This window comes from Myxococcus sp. SDU36 (assembly GCF_030168875.1).
GTDB classification, from domain to species: Bacteria; Myxococcota; Myxococcia; order Myxococcales; family Myxococcaceae; genus Myxococcus; species Myxococcus vastator.
Window position 1 is genome coordinate 2,420,846 of record NZ_CP077414.1, and the last position, 17,690, is coordinate 2,438,535.

Annotated in this window: 20 protein-coding genes; 4 read left to right on the plus strand and 16 right to left on the minus strand. The window is 67.3% G+C overall.

Going from position 1 to position 17,690, the window contains the following annotated elements:
- Positions 1-2: 2 nt before the first annotated feature.
- From KGD87_RS09365 to KGD87_RS09415, 11 genes are all read right to left on the minus strand, one after another.
- The gene (locus KGD87_RS09365; protein ID WP_284667120.1) at positions 3-893 is read right to left on the minus strand and encodes an arginase family protein; all 891 of its coding nucleotides are present in this window, start codon (positions 891-893) and stop codon (positions 3-5) included.
- Positions 893-2,122 carry an arginase family protein gene (locus KGD87_RS09370; RefSeq protein WP_284667121.1) on the minus strand — a complete coding sequence of 410 codons (1,230 nt, stop codon included), beginning with the start codon at positions 2,120-2,122 and terminating at the stop codon, positions 893-895. The genes KGD87_RS09365 and KGD87_RS09370 overlap by 1 nt, the downstream gene beginning before the upstream one ends.
- Positions 2,122-3,219 (minus strand): cupin-like domain-containing protein, encoded by a 1,098-nt coding sequence (locus tag KGD87_RS09375; RefSeq protein ID WP_284667122.1) that lies wholly within the window; start codon positions 3,217-3,219, stop codon positions 2,122-2,124. The genes KGD87_RS09370 and KGD87_RS09375 overlap by 1 nt, the downstream gene beginning before the upstream one ends.
- A 42-nt stretch (positions 3,220-3,261) precedes the next feature.
- Positions 3,262-4,122: an arginase family protein gene (locus KGD87_RS09380; protein WP_284667123.1), complete on the minus strand. Its 861-nt coding sequence runs from the start codon at positions 4,120-4,122 to the stop codon at positions 3,262-3,264.
- The gene (locus KGD87_RS09385; RefSeq protein WP_284667125.1) at positions 4,119-5,351 is read right to left on the minus strand and encodes an arginase family protein; all 1,233 of its coding nucleotides are present in this window, start codon (positions 5,349-5,351) and stop codon (positions 4,119-4,121) included. Before KGD87_RS09385 ends, KGD87_RS09380 begins: the two co-directional genes overlap by 4 nt.
- 21 nt (positions 5,352-5,372) lie before the next feature.
- Entirely contained in the window at positions 5,373-6,671 is a 1,299-nt protein-coding gene (locus KGD87_RS09390) for a hypothetical protein (protein ID WP_284667126.1), read from the minus strand.
- 125 nt (positions 6,672-6,796) lie between these two features.
- Positions 6,797-6,946, minus strand: coding sequence for a hypothetical protein (locus KGD87_RS09395; RefSeq protein WP_284667127.1), 150 nt, complete (start codon positions 6,944-6,946; stop codon positions 6,797-6,799).
- A 129-nt stretch (positions 6,947-7,075) separates the two neighbouring features.
- Positions 7,076-8,365, minus strand: coding sequence for a lysophospholipid acyltransferase family protein (locus tag KGD87_RS09400; protein ID WP_284667128.1), 1,290 nt, complete (start codon positions 8,363-8,365; stop codon positions 7,076-7,078).
- Complete coding sequence (locus KGD87_RS09405; protein ID WP_284667129.1) at positions 8,362-9,900, minus strand: radical SAM/SPASM domain-containing protein; 1,539 nt, start codon at positions 9,898-9,900, stop codon at positions 8,362-8,364. The genes KGD87_RS09400 and KGD87_RS09405 overlap by 4 nt, the downstream gene beginning before the upstream one ends.
- 405 nt (positions 9,901-10,305) lie before the next feature.
- Positions 10,306-10,701 (minus strand): hypothetical protein, encoded by a 396-nt coding sequence (locus KGD87_RS09410; protein ID WP_284667130.1) that lies wholly within the window; start codon positions 10,699-10,701, stop codon positions 10,306-10,308.
- Complete coding sequence (locus tag KGD87_RS09415; protein WP_284667131.1) at positions 10,698-11,276, minus strand: hypothetical protein; 579 nt, start codon at positions 11,274-11,276, stop codon at positions 10,698-10,700. The genes KGD87_RS09410 and KGD87_RS09415 overlap by 4 nt, the downstream gene beginning before the upstream one ends.
- Before the next feature lie 588 nt (positions 11,277-11,864).
- On the opposite strand from KGD87_RS09415, the gene tnpB (KGD87_RS36875) reads away from it, so the two are divergent.
- Both tnpB (KGD87_RS36875) and KGD87_RS09420 read left to right on the plus strand, forming a co-directional pair.
- Positions 11,865-12,272 (plus strand): IS66 family insertion sequence element accessory protein TnpB, encoded by a 408-nt coding sequence (tnpB, locus tag KGD87_RS36875; protein WP_350100792.1) that lies wholly within the window; start codon positions 11,865-11,867, stop codon positions 12,270-12,272.
- Between the two features lie 5 nt (positions 12,273-12,277).
- Positions 12,278-13,411 (plus strand): IS66 family transposase, encoded by a 1,134-nt coding sequence (locus tag KGD87_RS09420; protein WP_284667132.1) that lies wholly within the window; start codon positions 12,278-12,280, stop codon positions 13,409-13,411.
- Between the two features lie 105 nt (positions 13,412-13,516).
- On the opposite strand, the gene KGD87_RS09425 is transcribed toward KGD87_RS09420, so the two are convergent.
- From KGD87_RS09425 to KGD87_RS09440, 4 genes are all read right to left on the minus strand, one after another.
- A complete protein-coding gene (locus KGD87_RS09425; protein ID WP_284664239.1) occupies positions 13,517-14,293 on the minus strand; it encodes an IS66 family transposase in 777 nt (258 codons plus the stop codon).
- Positions 14,294-14,304: 11 nt separating this feature from the next.
- Positions 14,305-15,129, minus strand: a complete 825-nt coding sequence (locus KGD87_RS09430) for an IS66 family transposase (protein WP_284665547.1) — start codon at positions 15,127-15,129, stop codon at positions 14,305-14,307.
- Between the two features lie 81 nt (positions 15,130-15,210).
- A complete protein-coding gene (gene tnpB, locus KGD87_RS09435) occupies positions 15,211-15,531 on the minus strand; it encodes an IS66 family insertion sequence element accessory protein TnpB (protein WP_284661462.1) in 321 nt (106 codons plus the stop codon).
- Between the two features lie 177 nt (positions 15,532-15,708).
- Complete coding sequence (locus tag KGD87_RS09440) at positions 15,709-15,882, minus strand: hypothetical protein (RefSeq protein ID WP_284667133.1); 174 nt, start codon at positions 15,880-15,882, stop codon at positions 15,709-15,711.
- Positions 15,883-15,995: 113 nt separating this feature from the next.
- Here KGD87_RS09440 and KGD87_RS09445 point away from each other — a divergent pair, with 113 nt between their 5' ends.
- Complete coding sequence (locus KGD87_RS09445; RefSeq protein ID WP_284667134.1) at positions 15,996-16,592, plus strand: IS66 family transposase; 597 nt, start codon at positions 15,996-15,998, stop codon at positions 16,590-16,592.
- Positions 16,593-16,697: 105 nt separating this feature from the next.
- Here the strand turns inward: KGD87_RS09445 and KGD87_RS09450 are convergent, their stop codons facing one another.
- Positions 16,698-17,093, minus strand: coding sequence for a hypothetical protein (locus tag KGD87_RS09450; protein WP_284667135.1), 396 nt, complete (start codon positions 17,091-17,093; stop codon positions 16,698-16,700).
- A gap of 231 nt (positions 17,094-17,324) precedes the next feature.
- On the opposite strand from KGD87_RS09450, the gene KGD87_RS36880 reads away from it, so the two are divergent.
- Complete coding sequence (locus tag KGD87_RS36880; protein WP_350101882.1) at positions 17,325-17,537, plus strand: KTSC domain-containing protein; 213 nt, start codon at positions 17,325-17,327, stop codon at positions 17,535-17,537.
- Positions 17,538-17,690: the final 153 nt, after the last annotated feature.

Genomic DNA, 17,690 nt, shown 5'->3' on the forward strand with positions numbered 1-17,690 from the left:
GCTCATTCTGAAGGAGGAAACGGGGCGAGGTGAGGCGCGACCGCGGCGAGCATCCTCGCGGCAAGCGCGCTGGTGGTGTCCCGATGGTCGAGAAGAGGATTGACCTCCATGAGGTCGAGGCCCACGACGCGACGCCGGGACGCGATGAGGCTGGCCATCTTCTCAATCAATTCGCCGCTCACCCCACCCGGCACCGGATGGCCGGTCCCCGGCGCCAGGCGCGGATCGATCGCATCGACGTCGACCGAGATGTAGACCGGCTCGCCTTCGGGCAACGGCTCCAGCACGCTCTCCGGCGGCGCGCTTCGTGCGGCGCTCGCCGACATCACGGTCATCTTGTTGGAGCGGGCGCTCTCATCGAAATAGGTGATGCCGCGGTGGCCGATCTGCAGAATCCGGCCGACGTGGCCCAAGCCCGCGATCCGCCGCAGGACCTGCTTGTGGTCGTGCCAACGGCCGCCTGACCAGGCGCAGAAGTCGGTATGCGCGTCGAACCAGACGATATTGAGCGTTGGATGACGCCGCAGCGCGGCGACCGCCGCGTACGAGATGGAGTGGTCGCCGCCGAGCACGATCGGGATCGCGTCGCCCTCGACGATGCGCTCAATCTCACGCTGCGCGCTGACCAGGACCTCGGCCCAGTCGTGGCCATGCACTCCCTCCAGGTCGCCTCGGTCGACGCCGGCCACCTCCAGTTGGAAGCTCTGACTGGCGCGCCGGATCGCCTCCGGACCGAAGCGCGCGCCGGAGGCGCCGCCGTTCCCACAGTCGCTCGGGACGCCGATCACCTCGATGCGGGCGCGCGGCGAACCTTCCTCCGCGCGCGGCCAGCCGAACAGCGATTGGGACGTGTCGTCGCCGGAGCTCGTCGTCGCCTCATTCCGCCATTCCATTATCGATCTTTCGCCGCGCTCATGGCGGTCAAGAGCACATGCAGGGCCGTCATCGAGGTGACGCCCCAGCAGCGCGCCATCGGTGTGCAGCCGACCAGATCCATGCCGACAATCTGGCATTGGGCGCCAATCTGGCAAAGCAGCCTGTGCAGCTCGGTGTATTCGAAATGCGCGCTCGGCGCGACGCCGTCGTCGCGCCCTCCCGGCGGCGCCAGCGCGCGAATGTCCATGCTCACGTACACCCGAGGACAGTCCGCCAGACAGCGGGCCAGCGCCTCCTCGCCCCCTGCTTCTCGCAGCTCCGGAGCGGAGAGGACGGCGAGGCCCGCCACGTTGGGGTCCGCCGAGCCGAGGGCGCCCAGATGCACATAGCGCGTCACGCCGGGAAGGCTCAGCGCGTGCGCCGGCAGCGTGACCGGTGAGACAAATGAGGGATGGACGGCGCCACGACTCCGCGCGTCGGCCGCGATCCGGATGACCGCAATCGATTGCCGCCCCTGCAGACAGCGAATGGCCGGATAGGTGATGGACGCGTCGCCACCGAGCAGCACGGGCAGGCTGCCGGCGCCCGTTACCTTGCCCAACACTTCTTCGACGCGGGCGAACAACGCCGCCTGCTCCTCCCCGCGCGCCACGAACACGTCGCCGCAATCGGAGATCGTCGCTCCGCGCAGGATCGGGCGCCGACGGTCGCTGTCGTACCAGCCCAGCGGCTTGCCGTCATGGCGGTCCACGCCGTAGAGGATCTGCAGCGACGACTCACGGAGCGCGGCGGGCGCTTCGCGGGCGCCAGCCGCCGAGCGGTCGCTGAGATCGTAGGCAACGCCGAGCACGACGAAGTCCGAACGCGAGGGCTCCAGCTTCTGCGCGGGCGCGTCGAAGATCCGCACGGGCGCGTCCGTGAGCAGTCTGCGGTGTGTCGCGGTCGCGGTCGCGTCCTCGCGGACCAGGAATCCCTTCGCGCGCAGGCTCTCGAGCGCGGCACCCGCCTTGGCGCCGTACCGCCCATCGCCGAGGACGACGCTCACGCTGCGGGGCGTCTCGAACTCGAGGAGGAGCCTGTGCAACGCGATGGGGATGCGGATCCGCGTACCATCCAACTGCAGATAGATGGTAGCGAACCTGGCGTCGAGCGCTTCGACCTGCATCGCGGGCGAGACGACCAGCCGCTCGTCGTCCGCGACGCCAGCCGCCTCCCCCGGAACCGCCGGAGACAGAGCGTCCGCCATCACACCGCTCCAGGCGCTGCCATCTTGGGCGCTGACGGCGCGTCTTCCTCGAGCGCCGCCAGCAACTCACGCCGGACCCGCGCCGACTTCTCCGACTGCGGACCGGCCAGCGCGCTGCGCAGGACACATATCATCAGCTCGCGCCCGAGCTCCGGGTGACTGGCGTCCGTCAGCGCGTCATGCATGCGGCGGTCAGGGATTCGGGTGCGAATCAGCTCCGCGTTCTTCTTCGCGAACCGGCCCAGCTCGTCTCTCCAGTCGACCGACTTCGCGTACGCGCGCAGGTTGAGGTCGTTGATGAAGTCGAAGCTGACGGTCGTCGAGTCCGACAGCGTCACGACGTGATGCGCCCAGTTCGGTCCCCAGATGAGCAGCTCGCCTGGGTTGAGCAACGCGGTCCACGGGCGGGCTTCGCGCCAGGTCGGGAACTCCTCGTCGCTGGGATTCAGGGGATCCAGATAGCCGACGTCCGGGTTGTAGAAGTGGGGCTTGTCCTCGGCGCTGTAGAGGATCGCCCGCTTCTGTCCCCGCAACTGCGCCAGGTAGGCGATGACCGCGTTGTTGTCCTGGTGCAGCGGCGTGAGCGCGCCCTTCAGGCTCACGTACAGCCAGACGTGGTTGCCCGACTGGTAGTAGTACGGAATCTCGTTGTTGAAGTGCTCCAGCGGCTCCGGGAGGATCGGCTGGAGCTGCGAGAAGACCTCCTCCTTGGCGTGGCGGACCAGCCGGAGGTTTCCGCAATACAGGGGCAGGCCGAGCTCACGCAGCAGCTCCGCGCTGCCCTTCGACCACTTCCCGTCGAAGAGCGCGTCGATGCGCTCCGGGGCCTTGACGTACTCCAGGTAGGTGCCGAAGTCGGTCATGACCTGACACATCTTCGCCTGCTTGTGCGTCACGAACTGCGGTGCGCCGGCCGTCACCGGCAGGTGTCCGAACGTCTCGCTGAGCGCGTCCAGGTCACCCCAGCGCTTGCTGGCGAGCCACTTGTCAGTGAAGCCCCGCACCACGCAGGGCTGCCGGGTGAGCACGTCCGGCGATTTCTCCACCAGTTGGCGGAACCCTTCGAGGTCATAGGCAGGAATTGGTGTGGCTTCCATTCGACGGTTCCTTGTGCCTGACGCGGATGATGAGAAGTGAAGCTAGCTCGCGAGCTGAAAACCCCAGTGGTCCGCGGCGTCGCGAATGAGCTCCGCGGCGACCGCGCTCGTCGACGCCTGGACGTCAAGGACGGGGTTGACCTCGACCATGTCGAGACCTGCGAGCCTGCGGCTGCGCACCAGCGTCCGCAGTATCCGGCGCAGGTGCAGCGGGTGCAGGCCGTCCGGCACCGGGGCGCCGGTACCGGGCGCGTGGAGCGGGTCGACGGCGTCGATGTCGATGGAGACGTAGCAGGGCAAGTCCTCCGGCACGAGCGCCAGCAGTTCGGCGTCGGACAGGCCGCGCGCGCGCGACGACGTGACGACGACGGCGCCATCGCCCAGCGAACGCTCATCCCCCACCGTGATTCCCCGGTAGCCAATCTGCACGATTCTGCGCACGCCGTGCAGCTTGGACAGCCTGCGGAGCACCTGCTTGTGGTCGTGGAACGCCGTCCCCTGCCACGGGCTGAAGTCCGTGTGCGCGTCGATCCAGACCAGGCACAAGTCCCCGGCGGACTGCAGCACCGAGACGGGCGCGTAGCTGATGGAGTGGTCACCGCCGAGGAACAAGGGGCGCAGGCCCCGCTCCAGGACCTCCTTCGTCGTCTCCGCCAACCGCTCCAGGTAGCGCGAGAGATTCGCCGGCCCCTCCACGTCACCCCAATCGCAGCCCGCGACACGGGGGGGCGCCAGGAGCCGGCTCGCCTCGCGAATCGCCGCGGGTCCCTTCGCCGCGCCGCGAACAATCGGGTTGCCGAGGTTCGTCGGCGCTCCCACGACGCAGAGCATCCCCGGCTCGGTCTGCGCGAGGTTCCGGTCCGGCCAATCAAAGAGCGACGCTCGCGGGCCAGCTCCGCTCATCGCTCGGCCCCATCACGCCCTCGGGAGGCATCCATCGCGGTCAGCGCGAGATCGCAGGCGACCGCGGCGGACAGGTGCGCGAACCCTGACCACGTGTCCAGGCCAACGAGGTCGATGCCGACGATTTGATGCCTCCGGCCCAGCGCGGTGATGACGTCCCTGAGCTCGGACTGGGACAGCCCGGCCGAGGCGCCGTGTTCGTCCGTCCGCAGGTACTCCGCCTTCGTGACCCCGAGGTCGATTGACAGATGGACGGCGGACCGCCCGCCCCAGTCGCACGCCAAAGTGTCCAAGGGTGCTCGGCGAAGCGTCGGCGCGTCGTACAGCATCACGCGGTCGCCCAGGCTCGCGGAGGCCGTCTTCGACGCACCCAGGCTCACGAAACGCTCGATCCCGTCGAGTTGCAGGAGACGGGCCGCGACTTCGTCTGTCCCGATGACTTCGGACGCCGACGAAGGACCCATCACCGGCTCGGCGGAGAACTGGACGACGGTCAACGGACCGCGGCGACGCAGCGCCGCGGCAACGGCGTACGTCACCGAACTGTCCCCGCCGAGGACGACCGGCACCGCTCCCTCGCCAAGCTCTTCGAGGGCCGAGGAGATCCTTCCAAACAGCTCGGCCTGGTCCTCTCCGTATTCGACGTAGACGTCGCCGGCGTCCGCCAGCGTGGCGCCCCGCAGGATCCAGGTCTCCCGGTTCGCGTCGAACCAGCCGTTTGGCCGGCCGTCGGTGATGCGCATCCGGTAGAGATAATCGAGCGACTTCTGCCGGATCGCCGTCGGCGCCCCACGGCAGTCGACGGTGCCCGCCAGATCGTAGGGCACGCCCAGCACCACGAAGTCGCTGGCCGCGGTGAAGGCCGGCGCGTTGCAGAACCGGTAGGGCACCGTCGTGCGCAGGCGGAGCGCGCGGTCCGCGCGCGGAGCGTCGGCGTCAAGGAGGAGCTGCTTCTCCAGCAGCTTCCCGACCTGCGCGCGAGCACCGGCCATGGCCCCGGGCGGAACGACCTCATCCAATCTGCGCGGCTTCGCGAACGCCTTCAGGAACTGGTAGGCGGCGATGGACAACTTCATGCGCGCCGCCGTGGCAATGTTGGCGACCGTGACGTGGGTTTCGTCCTGGCCCTCCAGGATCCAATCGTCAGACAGCACCAGCCGGAGCGCGGACGGCTCGCCCCGCTCCGGGGATGAAACAGACGCGTCGACTGGGAAATCCGGGTTGCGCATGCTCGCCCTCGCCCAGGCCGCTCAAGCCCCGCTGTGCCGGACCTGGGCCCGGAACGCCCTGAGCTTGCCGAGCAGACTGAAGGCGCGTGTCGTCAGGCTCCACAGCGTGACGCACGCGCCCGCGAGCATCAACGAACGCCAGAAGACCTCCAGGAACGCCTTGAGCAGATCCAGCAACGGCGCTCCGTCACCAACAGCCTGGACGAGGGCGCGCAACAACGCGGGATACTCCTTGGCGATGCTCAGAATCACGAACTGGAAGATCACCTTCAGGATGTAGGCCAGGAACAGCGTGCCCAGGGCCGTATAGATCCCAAGCGCCCACTTCGCCTTGCGGGTCAGGTCGATCTTCGGCCCCGAATCCTTGACTCCGAAGAGCTTTCCACCCAGGTGTTGCACCCACAGCATCTGCTGCTTGCGCAGGTTCACGATGCCGAAGAAGTCGCTCATCAGCCAATAGCCGTCCATGCGGAGGAACGGGTTGAAGGTCGTCGCGATCGAGAGATCGATGAGGACAAAGGCGACGAGGAAGACGATGTCTCCGGTCCGCAGGAACAGCGCCAGAATCAAGAGCAGAAAGAGCGACTCGAAGTAGACCCCGCCGATATCGACGACCGCGCGCTGCCGGCGTGGGAGCTTCCAGGCGTCTGAGACATTCGTCCAGAGGACCGTATAGATGATGTAGACGCCCCACCCGATGGTCATCCGCCGGCAGCCATAATAGGAGGCGGCGCTGGCATGCCCGAACTCGTGACAGAGGGTCCCCAGGGTGGAGAGCAGCATCACGGCCAGGACGCCGGTGGCATCGAGCTGGCTGAAGTCGACACGCTGAGCCGTGAGCAACACGCCGTACACGTAGGCGTGCGAGAGCACAGCCAGAATCAAGCCGAGCACCAGCGCCGGGGTCTTGAACATGAAACCCAGGCGCCGCGCTATCGGTTCGACGACACTCGGAGGGATGATGGGAAGCTTGATGAACAGGAACGCGCGCCTGGGCTGCGAGCTGACGCCCGCACGAGAAGCGTCCTGGTCCTGATGAATGAGAATGCCCTTGGGGAGCAGGGACTTCTCGACCAGGCGTCGGAGCCAATCCCGCTCGAACGTCCCCTGCCCGCGCTGCAGGAACGCGTCAATGGCTTCGTCGATGGTACGAACGCCGTCGAACTCCCGCACCAGGTCCATGTAGGCCGTCGGCAGCGCGAAGCGCACCGCGTCGTTGCCATCAGGGACGGCGCACATCACCATCGGCTTCGACGCATCCGAGTCAAAATCGGAGACCTCGAGGAGGGGATTGGCCAACGGCCGGGCGGGTTGCGTCATGGTCCGAGCTTCCTGAACTCGCCTTCCAGGCAGACCTTTCGGGCGCTTCGAGCGATCTGCGACCGGATCGGGCCAAAGCCCGATCCGGCCAGGAGACTATCGGCATGCGCCGAAAGTCGTACTGCTTACTCCACCGAGCGCTCGACCTGCGCGTCGCAGCGGCCGTTGCAGCGGCCGGCCAGCTCCAGACGGTCCTCAAGCTCGATGATCTCGAACTCGTCGACCAGCAGGCTCTCGTTCTTCTCCACCGCCACAGCGTTCTTGTCGTTGTTCATTTGATGTTCCTCTGGGGGTGATGCACTGTCATTGTTACTGCATTACCAATCCCCGTGCATCGGAGGGTGGCAACTCCTGTTCGCCGGTGAGGCACGGCAAGCCGCGCTCCGGCCAGATTCAAATCGTGTTCAGCGCGTTGCTTCCGCGCTCCCGTGACACCGAACGGCGTCCCGCGACGCGAGCTGGCATATCAAGCTCCACATCCGCGAGCGTTCGTCGCTCGGGTGCCCATCAAGCCACTGCAGGTCCACGCCTTGGCTTTCGTCCGCGAGGCGCGTCGCCAAGTCTACACTGGCGAACGGAAACTTGTAGCAGCGCCCGGTCATGGCGTCGGTCCAGACGATGTCGTTATCACCCGGCAGCTCGACGATGCGCCGCGTATCCATCGCCACCCGGCCGCCCGTCCGCAGGTGTTCGGTCAGGCTCCGTTCAACCTCCTCGACCGGATGTTTGGTGGACGGAAGCGGGAGCCGCCACTGGTGGAACAAGTCTCCGCCGCACCACTCGTCGGCATACGCGTTCAGCGCTTCGCCCAGGAAGGTGTAGGCGCTCTGTACGGCTTCCTCTACGAAGCGCTCCGCGTCCGCGCCGCGCAGCGGCCCGCCCGGATCGTGGACGGGCCCGATCCTGCACGCCCGCTGGCCGTCAAGATTGTGGGCCACCATCGGGATGACCGGTGAGCCGAACCGTGCCGCCATGGCGACCAACCCGTTCTTGACCCGGCACTCGCGCCCGAGCAGCGCGACCGTCGAGCGCCGCGCGTCGCCCCGCGTACCGTCATTGCCCGTGTTTCCATCGATGGTGGAGAAGACCAGCTCGCCCCTGGCGAGCCCCTTGGCCAGTCCAATCGCGCCAGCGCGCGCCTCGACGTCGACAAAACCGAGGCGCCTCCAGAGCGCCGCGTCCGGATTGCTGGCCCGCGCGGTGAAATAGTCGTTGTACGAATCGCTCGCGAGCGGCAGGTGCGTCGCGATCCCCGCATGCGCGAAATCGGAAGCGAGAAAGCGCATGTGACCGAAGTGGAAGGACACGCCCACCACCCCACGACCGCGCTCCAGCAGCGCGCGCACCTGCTCGACATGCGCCCCCTTCACTTCCGGCTTGCCGGGCTCTTGCGTCAACCTCGGCAGGTAATGTTGGTGGTACTCCCACCCACCGAGAATCTTGCTGATCGCAGCGGCACGCGCGGCTCGAGCAATCCGCTCCCGCGGCCACTCCCGGCCGAACAGCGACAAGAGGTTGAGACGGTAGGCGCGCAGCCCGAACGGCAGGAGCTCGTCGTCGCTGAGCGACTGGACCAGGTCGAACACCTCCTGCTTGCTCGCGTCGCTCCGGGCGAGCAGGTGCTTGAGCCGATCGACCCCGGCCGATGTGGAGGTGGCGGCGTTCTCGGGGGCCGCGCCCTGGGGCTGCGTCATGGCGTGCTCTGCGTGGCGTTGGACGGCGTCGGCGACTCCCGCTCCTCGCCCCCGTTGAGTGTCTCAGCAGGCACGGCCTCCGCGGAGACAGGGGCGCTCTTCGCGCCGTTCTGGGTCGCCTTGAAGTAGTCGACCATCTCCCGTTTGGCGGTGAAGCGGATGGTCGGACAAGGACGCTGGTTGTAGTCCATGCGAATCTGCGGACAGTGCACGCCCTGGCAAGCCGGCAGGTTGTGGCAGCTCTGGCAGCCGGTATCCCGCTCGAAGGCCGGCTCGGTCCACAGCGCCATCTTGTCCGTGTTCAAGTCGAGCGAGCCGTCGGGCTGGATCTTCCCGACGATGTTTCGATCCTTCTTGTTGAGGTCGATCGTGCACTTCATCAGGTCGCCGTGGGCGCCCACGATGAAGTTGTAGGGCCTGACCGCGTAGCACACGTCCGTCCCCACCCTCGCGCCGGGCCGCCACCCGCTGGTGACGCGCAGGCCCAACGAGCGGGCCGCGGCCTTCAGGCGCATGTGCGCGGAGTGAGATTCGTCCTTGCCGCAGACGTCCAGATTGGCGTCATTGCTCCCGCCCCACCGCCCTACCGCGTGGAAGGAAACAGTGAAGCGGTCGTCGCCGCTGAACCTCTCCTTGAGGGATTGCAGGAACTCTTCCAGCCCCTCGACATTCGTCTTGGCGAAGTTGACTCGAATGACGACGGAGAAGTCGTCGGCGCGCTCGCTCAGCTTCACCAGATTGTCGTAGATCGTCTGGTACGTGCCGCCGCCATCGCGCGCCGGCCTGTGCTGGTTGTGGTGCTCCGGCAGGCCATCCAGGGTGATCTGGAAGTCGGTGATGCCCCACGAGAGGAGGCGACCGGCCACGTCCTCCGTCAGCAGGTAGCCATTCGTGGTCATGTGGCTGGAGAACCGAATCCCCTCGCGCTTCGCTGTTTCAGCGAAGAACGGCGCCAGGTCTTCAATGGCTTCCATCCCGTACAGCGGCTCGCCCCCGAACCAGGAGACGTTGAACTCGCGCAGGGTCCGGACACGGCTCTCCACGAGCTTCTTGATGCTCGCGCGCACATCGGGACGCATCGTGCCGCGCTTGAAGTCCTCGTAGCAGTACGTGCATCGGAAGTTACAATCCTCGGAGGCCAGCAGGATCAGCTCGAGGATGTCATTGCGGTGATTCGCCTGGCCGAACGCGTACTGGACCCGACGCACCTCGTCGGCCTCCTTCGCGATCAGGAAACCTCTCTTGGAGAGATAGCCGACGATACCATCGCCGTTGGAGCTGAGCCCCTTCTGGCTGATCAGCTCGAGCACCGACTCGCGTTGCGCCGGGCGGAACGCGTTCAGCGACCCCGTATACGTGTTCCACAGCAGCAGCCAACCATCGTCCGTGAGCGCCTGGACATTGAAGCGCGACGGCTTCCAGTCCCGCTTCGCGACGACCGGCGTGAGAGGTGCGCTCGCGGATGATTCACCGACCGAAGTGCGCGGAATTCGATCGAGAGGGGACTTGAAGAGGATGTCCTTGCCCGTTGCCACGCGACCTCCTTGATACCCGGACCGAATCGAGCCCCATACAGGCGAAACAGCGCGAGGCGCGACTTCAGATACATTCCCGCTTTATCTTGCTACCACGCTTAAATTTGAGTTGCAACAGGCCCACTGCTTAAAACACGGATTTCGACTTATTGGGCGCTGCGTCATGTTTGCACCAGGCCTGGGTCGAAACGCACGCCGTCCCCCTGCGGATGCGGGAGGTCATCGAGCACCGCCCCGCCACTCGCGTCCCGGACCTGCCCGCTGCGGCGCCGCCACCCTCCTCCGGGGCACCTCGTCCTGGGCCGTGCTGAGAGCCTGGGTGGCGTCAACGTGGACGTCCGGTCCGTAAGCGCGAACGTGTACACACCCCGGACCGGAGCGTCAGGCTGGTACTGAGGGCTCACTTCAGAACTGCCACTCCTTGCCCTTCTCGCTCAATACCTCGCGGGTCGCGGATACATCCCCGAGCGCCTTGAAGGGAGATGAATCCGCGAGCTTCAGCACCGACTCGAGAACCGCGCCCGTGAGCTGAGGGTTGTTCGTGGCGATGGCGGTGTCGAGCCGCTCGAAGAGCTGACGGAAGTTCTCTTTTCGCTCGTCGAAGGAGCGGTCGAGATAATCGAGCAGGACGTCACGCCTGGCGTGAATGCGCTCCACGTCGACGTACGCGGCCATCTGGATGCGGACCTGCTCGGTCTTCTCCTTCTGGATGTCTCGAATACACGCGGCCACCGTCTTGAGTCCCTCAAGGACCTCGGAGATGCCAGGGCCCTGCTGCCTGGCCATTCGGTCGGCGGTCATACAAAGGACTCCTGGAGCAACTGTCGCTGCTGGGCAAGCAGCGCCTCTGCCTGTTCGTTGATGTTGCCCTCGGCCGTGAAGATGGCCACGCGGAGCAGTTCGCTCTCCGCCTTGGCGAGCTGCATCGCCGAGGCGAACTTCCGAAGGTGTTCGTCGTTTGCCGGGTCGAAGCTGCCATCCAGCGCCCAGAGCGCGTCAATGGCGCGGTTGGCGCGCACGTCGAGCGCTGTCGTGACTTGCCGAAGCTCGTCGACGCGGGTGCCCGCCCGGCCGAGAAGCGCAATGGCCGCTTCGAGTTGCGCCACCATCTTGTCCACTTCGGCCGCGACCTCCTCCGCCTTCGTCTTCGCCTTCTCCCCTTCCCTGGCGATGACGAATCCGGCGACGACCGCCGCTGGGGCGACCGCGATGCCGCCCAGGACGACGGCGCCGCCCGCGACACCGAAGCCACCGGTGGCGAGGGAACCGCCACCGAGCCACGCGAGCAGCGCGCTCTTCGCCGCGGCGCCCGTGAGGCCGGAGATGGCGGTTCCGGTTCCCGCCGTCGCGAAGGTCGTGACCAGGCTCGTGGTCACCGCGCTCGCCCCCGCGCCGGTGAGGGTTGCCGTGACCGCGCCGGAGAGCGTCCCGCCGGCTTCCAGATACTGGGTGTCCTTCCGGCAGACGTGCGTGAAGGGCCCTGGTGCCCCCCGGTACCGTCCACGGCCCATTGGAGCGGACCGGGAGAGACACGGTGGCGAGAGGCAGTATAGCAGCGGAAGAGTTGGAGGCGTTGCGCGGGCGGGTGCAGCAGTGGCGGCTGACGCGTAGCCAGCAGGGACGGATGCCAGAGGCGCTGTGGAGGGAGGCGGTTTCGGCGGCGCAGCGCTACGGGGTGTCCCATGTCGCGCGCGCGTTGGGGGTGGGCCACGCCGGGCTGAAGGCCCGGACGTCGGCGGCGCACCCGCCGAAGCGTCAGGCCGGCGCGGCGAGCGGGCCGGACGGCTTCCTTGAGGTGAGCGCCGCGCAACTGCTGGGGCCGGCCCCGCCGCCAACCTCGTCATTGAGTACGTGGCTCGGGAGGGCAGCCGACTGACGCTCACCGTGCCCGCCTCGTGCCAGGGCTTCGACGTGCTGGCCCTGGTGGCCGCGCTGCGGGGCCCATGATTCAAATCACTCCTCAAATGAGAGTGCTGGTGGCCATTGAGCCGGTGGACTTCCGCCGGGGCGTTGATGGGCTGGCGCAACAGTGCCGTGCGGCCCTCGCGGAAAACCCTTTCAGCGGAACGGTATTCGTCTTCCGTAACCGGCAGCGGACGGCGGTGAAGTTGCTCGTCTACGACGGGCAGGGCTTCTGGCTGTGTCACAAGCGCCTCTCCCAGGGGCGGTTTCGCTGGTGGCCCACGGCGAGTGAGGCGGCGGCCCGCTGCGCGCCCACGAGTTGCAGGTGCTGCTGTGCGCGGGCGACGCTTCGGCCACGCAGGCCGCCCCTGAGTGGCGCCAGGTGGGCACGTAGGCCGCGTCGCCCTCCATGGGAGCGAGCCCGGACTCCCACGCCCCAGGCAGGCTTGCGCGCCACAAACCGGTTGTAGCGGGCATGGGCAAGAAGCAGCGCCAGCGGCTGGAGGTGAATCCGGCGGAGTTGGCAGTCATTGTCGAGCGGACGCGCGGGGCACTCAGCCAGGACGACTACGTGAAGCTGAAGGCCGCCATGGACACGCTGGCCTTCGTCACGGCGGAGTTGCAGGCGAAGGGGACGAGTCTCGAGCGGCTGCGCAGGCTTCTCTTCGGCGCGCCCACCGAGAAGACGGACGCGGTGCTGCGCAAGGCGGGACAGCCGGCTGGGCGCGTCCAGCACCAGGAGGAAAAGAAGGCCCCCGCCCCGGGGCACGGACGCACCGCGGCGGCGGCCTACACGGGCGCCAGCCGGGAGAAGGTGGCGCACGCCTCGCTGCACGGTGGGGAGGTGTGCCAGGGCTGCTTGAAGGGCAAGGTGTACCCGCTGCAGGAGCCGTCCAAGCGGGTGCGGGTGAAGGGCATGGCCCCGCTGGTGGCCACCGTGTGGGAGTGCGAGAGGCTGCGCTGCAACCTGTGCGGAGAGGTGTACACCGCCCAGGCGCCCGAGGGCGTGGGCGAGGAGAAGTACGACGAGACGGCCGTGGCCATGACGGGGCTTCTCAAGTACGGCTGCGGGCTGCCCTTCCACCGCATTGAGAAACTCCAAGCAGGCCTGGGGATTCCCCTTCCGGCCGCCACCCAATGGGAGCTCGTCGAGGCCGCCGCCAGCAAGCTTCAGCCCGCCTTCGACGCGCTTGTCAACCAGGCGGCCCAGGCTCCGGTGCTCCACAATGACGACACCGTCATGAAGGTGCTGGCGCTGACGCGGGAGCAGGTGCAGGCGGCCGCCGCGGGGGCCCCGCTGAAGCGCACCGGCGTGCACACCTCGGGCCTGCTCGCCGTGGGCCAGGAGCACCCCATTGCCCTCTTCTTCACCGGACGCCAGCACGCCGGAGAAAATCTCGCGGACGTCCTTCAGCAGCGCGCCGCTGAACTCTCAACGCCCATTCAGATGAGCGACGCGCAGACGGCGAATGTGCCCGGGGAGTTCGCCACGCTGTGGGCCAACTGCCTGACGCATGCGCGGCGGGGCTTCGTCGACGTGGCCGCCGACTTCCCGGAGGAATGTGTCCCTTCGGCAAGCGTGCGTGAGCGTGCCGGCGGGGGCCAGTAGAATGGGGGCAGGCGCGGAGCGCTGCTGCGCCTGCGTTGAGGGTCACCCGGACGCGCGGATTTCTGGGCATGGGCGGCCCGGCGTTCGCGACAGGGGCTGGGTGAGTCAGGTCCCGGACGGCGGCGCATCCGCCGCGGCCAGTGCCTGCTGGTAGTTCCAGGGCATCCACTCGTCCGGGGCTTGCGCCAGCGCCTCCGGGTGGCGAAGCAGCGCCACCAGGTAGTTGAAGGGGTTGCCCTCGCACAACTCCACGGTGTGGATGAGACTCATGAAGACGTCTCCCACGTGAGCGCCATTCAGCGTCTGGTAGAAGAGGGCATTCTTGCGGTGAAGAATGACTTTCTTCAGGGCCCGCTCGCATACGTTGTTGTCCAGTGGGGCACCCTCCTCGCGCAGGAAGAGGGTCAGCTCCTCCCAGTGCTTGCGCAGGTAGGCAATGGCCTGGCCCAACCCGGAGTTGGGCTCCACCTTGCGCTGGGTGACTTGCTCCTCCAGCCACGCCTTGAGTGCGTCCAGGACGGGGCGGCTTTCTCGCTGGTGCCTCGCCAGCCGCTGCGCGGGCGTCAGGCCCTCTTTCCGAGCGACGGCGTCCACCCGGTACACCTCCCGGAGGGCCTCCAGCACGCGCGTGCATTCCTCCGGGAAGTCGGCGGCCACGTCGACGAAGCCCCGCCGCGCATGCGTCAGGCAGTTGGCCCACAGCGTGGCGAACTCCCCGGGCACATTCGCCGTCTGCGCGTCGCTCATCTGAATGGGCGTTGAGAGTTCAGCGGCGCGCTGCTGAAGGACGTCCGCGAGATTTTCTCCGGCGTGCTGGCGTCCGGTGAAGAAGAGGGCAATGGGGTGCTCCTGGCCCACGGCGAGCAGGCCCGAGGTGTGCACGCCGGTGCGCTTCAGCGGGGCCCCGCGGCGGCCGCCTGCACCTGCTCCCGCGTCAGCGCCAGCACCTTCATGACGGTGTCGTCATTGTGGAGCACCGGAGCCTGGGCCGCCTGGTTGACAAGCGCGTCGAAGGCGGGCTGAAGCTTGCTGGCGGCGGCCTCGACGAGCTCCCATTGGGTGGCGGCCGGAAGGGGAATCCCCAGGCCTGCTTGGAGTTTCTCAATGCGGTGGAAGGGCAGCCCGCAGCCGTACTTGAGAAGCCCCGTCATGGCCACGGCCGTCTCGTCGTACTTCTCCTCGCCCACGCCCTCGGGCGCCTGGGCGGTGTACACCTCTCCGCACAGGTTGCAGCGCAGCCTCTCGCACTCCCACACGGTGGCCACCAGCGGGGCCATGCCCTTCACCCGCACCCGCTTGGACGGCTCCTGCAGCGGGTACACCTTGCCCTTCAAGCAGCCCTGGCACACCTCCCCACCGTGCAGCGAGGCGTGCGCCACCTTCTCCCGGCTGGCGCCCGTGTAGGCCGCCGCCGCGGTGCGTCCGTGCCCCGGGGCGGGGGCCTTCTTTTCCTCCTGGTGCTGGACGCGCCCAGCCGGCTGTCCCGCCTTGCGCAGCACCGCGTCCGTCTTCTCGGTGGGCGCGCCGAAGAGAAGCCTGCGCAGCCGCTCGAGACTCGTCCCCTTCGCCTGCAACTCCGCCGTGACGAAGGCCAGCGTGTCCATGGCGGCCTTCAGCTTCACGTAGTCGTCCTGGCTGAGTGCCCCGCGCGTCCGCTCGACAATGACTGCCAACTCCGCCGGATTCACCTCCAGCCGCTGGCGCTGCTTCTTGCCCATGCCCGCTACAACCGGTTTGTGGCGCGCAAGCCTGCCTGGGGCGTGGGAGTCCGGGCTCGCTCCCATGGAGGGCGACGCGGCCTACGTGCCCACCTGGCGCCACTCAGGGGCGGCCTGCGTGGCCGAAGCGTCGCCCGCGCACAGCAGCACCTGCAACTCGTGGGCGCGCAGCGGGGCCGCCGCCTCACTCGCCGTGGGCCACCAGCGAAACCGCCCCTGGGAGAGGCGCTTGTGACACAGCCAGAAGCCCTGCCCGTCGTAGACGAGCAACTTCACCGCCGTCCGCTGCCGGTTACGGAAGACGAATACCGTTCCGCTGAAAGGGTTTTCCGCGAGGGCCGCACGGCACTGTTGCGCCAGCCCATCAACGCCCCGGCGGAAGTCCACCGGCTCAATGGCCACCAGCACTCTCATTTGAGGAGTGATTTGAATCATGGGCCCCGCAGCGCGGCCACCAGGGCCAGCACGTCGAAGCCCTGGCACGAGGCGGGCACGGTGAGCGTCAGTCGGCTGCCCTCCCGAGCCACGTACTCAATGACGAGGTTGGCGGCGGGGCCGGCCCCAGCAGTTGCGCGGCGCTCACCTCAGGAAGCCGTCCGGCCCGCTCGCCGCGCCGGCCTGACGCTTCGGCGGGTGCGCCGCCGACGTCCGGGCCTTCAGCCCGGCGTGGCCCACCCCCAACGCGCGCGCGACATGGGACACCCCGTAGCGCTGCGCCGCCGAAACCGCCTCCCTCCACAGCGCCTCTGGCATCCGTCCCTGCTGGCTACGCGTCAGCCGCCACTGCTGCACCCGCCCGCGCAACGCCTCCAACTCTTCCGCTGCTATACTGCCTCTCGCCACCGTGTCTCTCCCGGTCCGCTCCAATGGGCCGTGGACGGTACCGGGGGGCACCAGGGCCCTTCACGCACGTCTGCCGGAAGGACACGGAGGAATGCACGCGCGTGCTGGAGGCCCTCCGGGAGGTGTACCGGGTGGACGCCGTCGCTCGGAAAGAGGGCCTGACGCCCGCGCAGCGGCTGGCGAGGCACCAGCGAGAAAGCCGCCCCGTCCTGGACGCACTCAAGGCGTGGCTGGAGGAGCAAGTCACCCAGCGCAAGGTGGAGCCCAACTCCGGGTTGGGCCAGGCCATTGCCTACCTGCGCAAGCACTGGGAGGAGCTGACCCTCTTCCTGCGCGAGGAGGGTGCCCCACTGGACAACAACGTATGCGAGCGGGCCCTGAAGAAAGTCATTCTTCACCGCAAGAATGCCCTCTTCTACCAGACGCTGAATGGCGCTCACGTGGGAGACGTCTTCATGAGTCTCATCCACACCGTGGAGTTGTGCGAGGGCAACCCCTTCAACTACCTGGTGGCGCTGCTTCGCCACCCGGAGGCGCTGGCGCAAGCCCCGGACGAGTGGATGCCCTGGAACTACCAGCAGGCACTGGCCGCGGCGGATGCGCCGCCGTCCGGGACCTGACTCACCCAGCCCCTGTCGCGAACGCCGGGCCGCCCATGCCCAGAAATCCGCGCGTCCGGGTGACCCTCAACGCAGGCGCAGCAGCGCTCCGCGCCTGCCCCCATTCTACTGGCCCCCGCCGGCACGCTCACGCACGCTTGCCGAAGGGACACGATACTGGGCTGCGAACCGGCCGACCTCCTCGCGCGTCACGCCCAGGGAGCCCAGGCTCTCCAGGGCCGACAGCCGGGCCTTCTGTTCGAGCCGCTCAAGGAAGTCGAAGAGGCGCCGAAAAGTAGTCACCGTCACCGTCTTCCGCTGTCCCTCCAAGACATCCAACCTCACCTGGAGCGAGGCGCGCGCCTCTTCAAGACGAGCAACCCACTCCTGATGGCGCTCCGCGGCCTCTTCACCAATGGCCTTGGCCTCCTTCATGGCCTGGACGCCGTCATATCCCTTCTTTCCGCCATACCCGAGCAGGGCGGCGACACCGATTACCACAGGAATGAATGGCAGTGGCATGTGCTCTCCGTTGGTCGAGCGGCGTTGGACCCAACCCGCTCGCGACAAAGCGTTTGCATCCATCTATCCCCCACGAAAAGCCTGCGTCCTTGCGGGGAACCAGAAGGATTCCGCCGCCCCAACGCCGCAGGCAATCACCCTGGAGAGGTATTCCCGCCGCCCCCATCCCTACGGCATGACTTCCGGCGTCACGCGGCATCAACCGGCCCGTCCGCTTCCGGAGGTAGGGTAATGAAGAGAGAGCCTGTCGAATCCAGTAACATTTCCTCGATTGGATATGACGCACCTACGCAGACACTGGAGGTCGAGTTTCACGACCGCAGTGTCTACCAGTATGACCAGGTCCCGGCGGCTATCCATGCGAGCCTCCTCGCTGCGGCATCCAAAGGGAGCTACTTCGCCAGTCACATCAAGGGGGTTTTCGCGTTCAACAGAATCTGTTGAGCCTGGACGCTTGAAGCAGATGCCGCAAAAACCACACCTGCGGCAGTCTGCTGGCCTCGAAAGGCTCCGGGTTCTGGAACCACGCCGGCCTCCTACCTACTTCGACATCCTCGCCAGCATCCATGGCGGCGACTGTTGCCTCAACACCTCTCA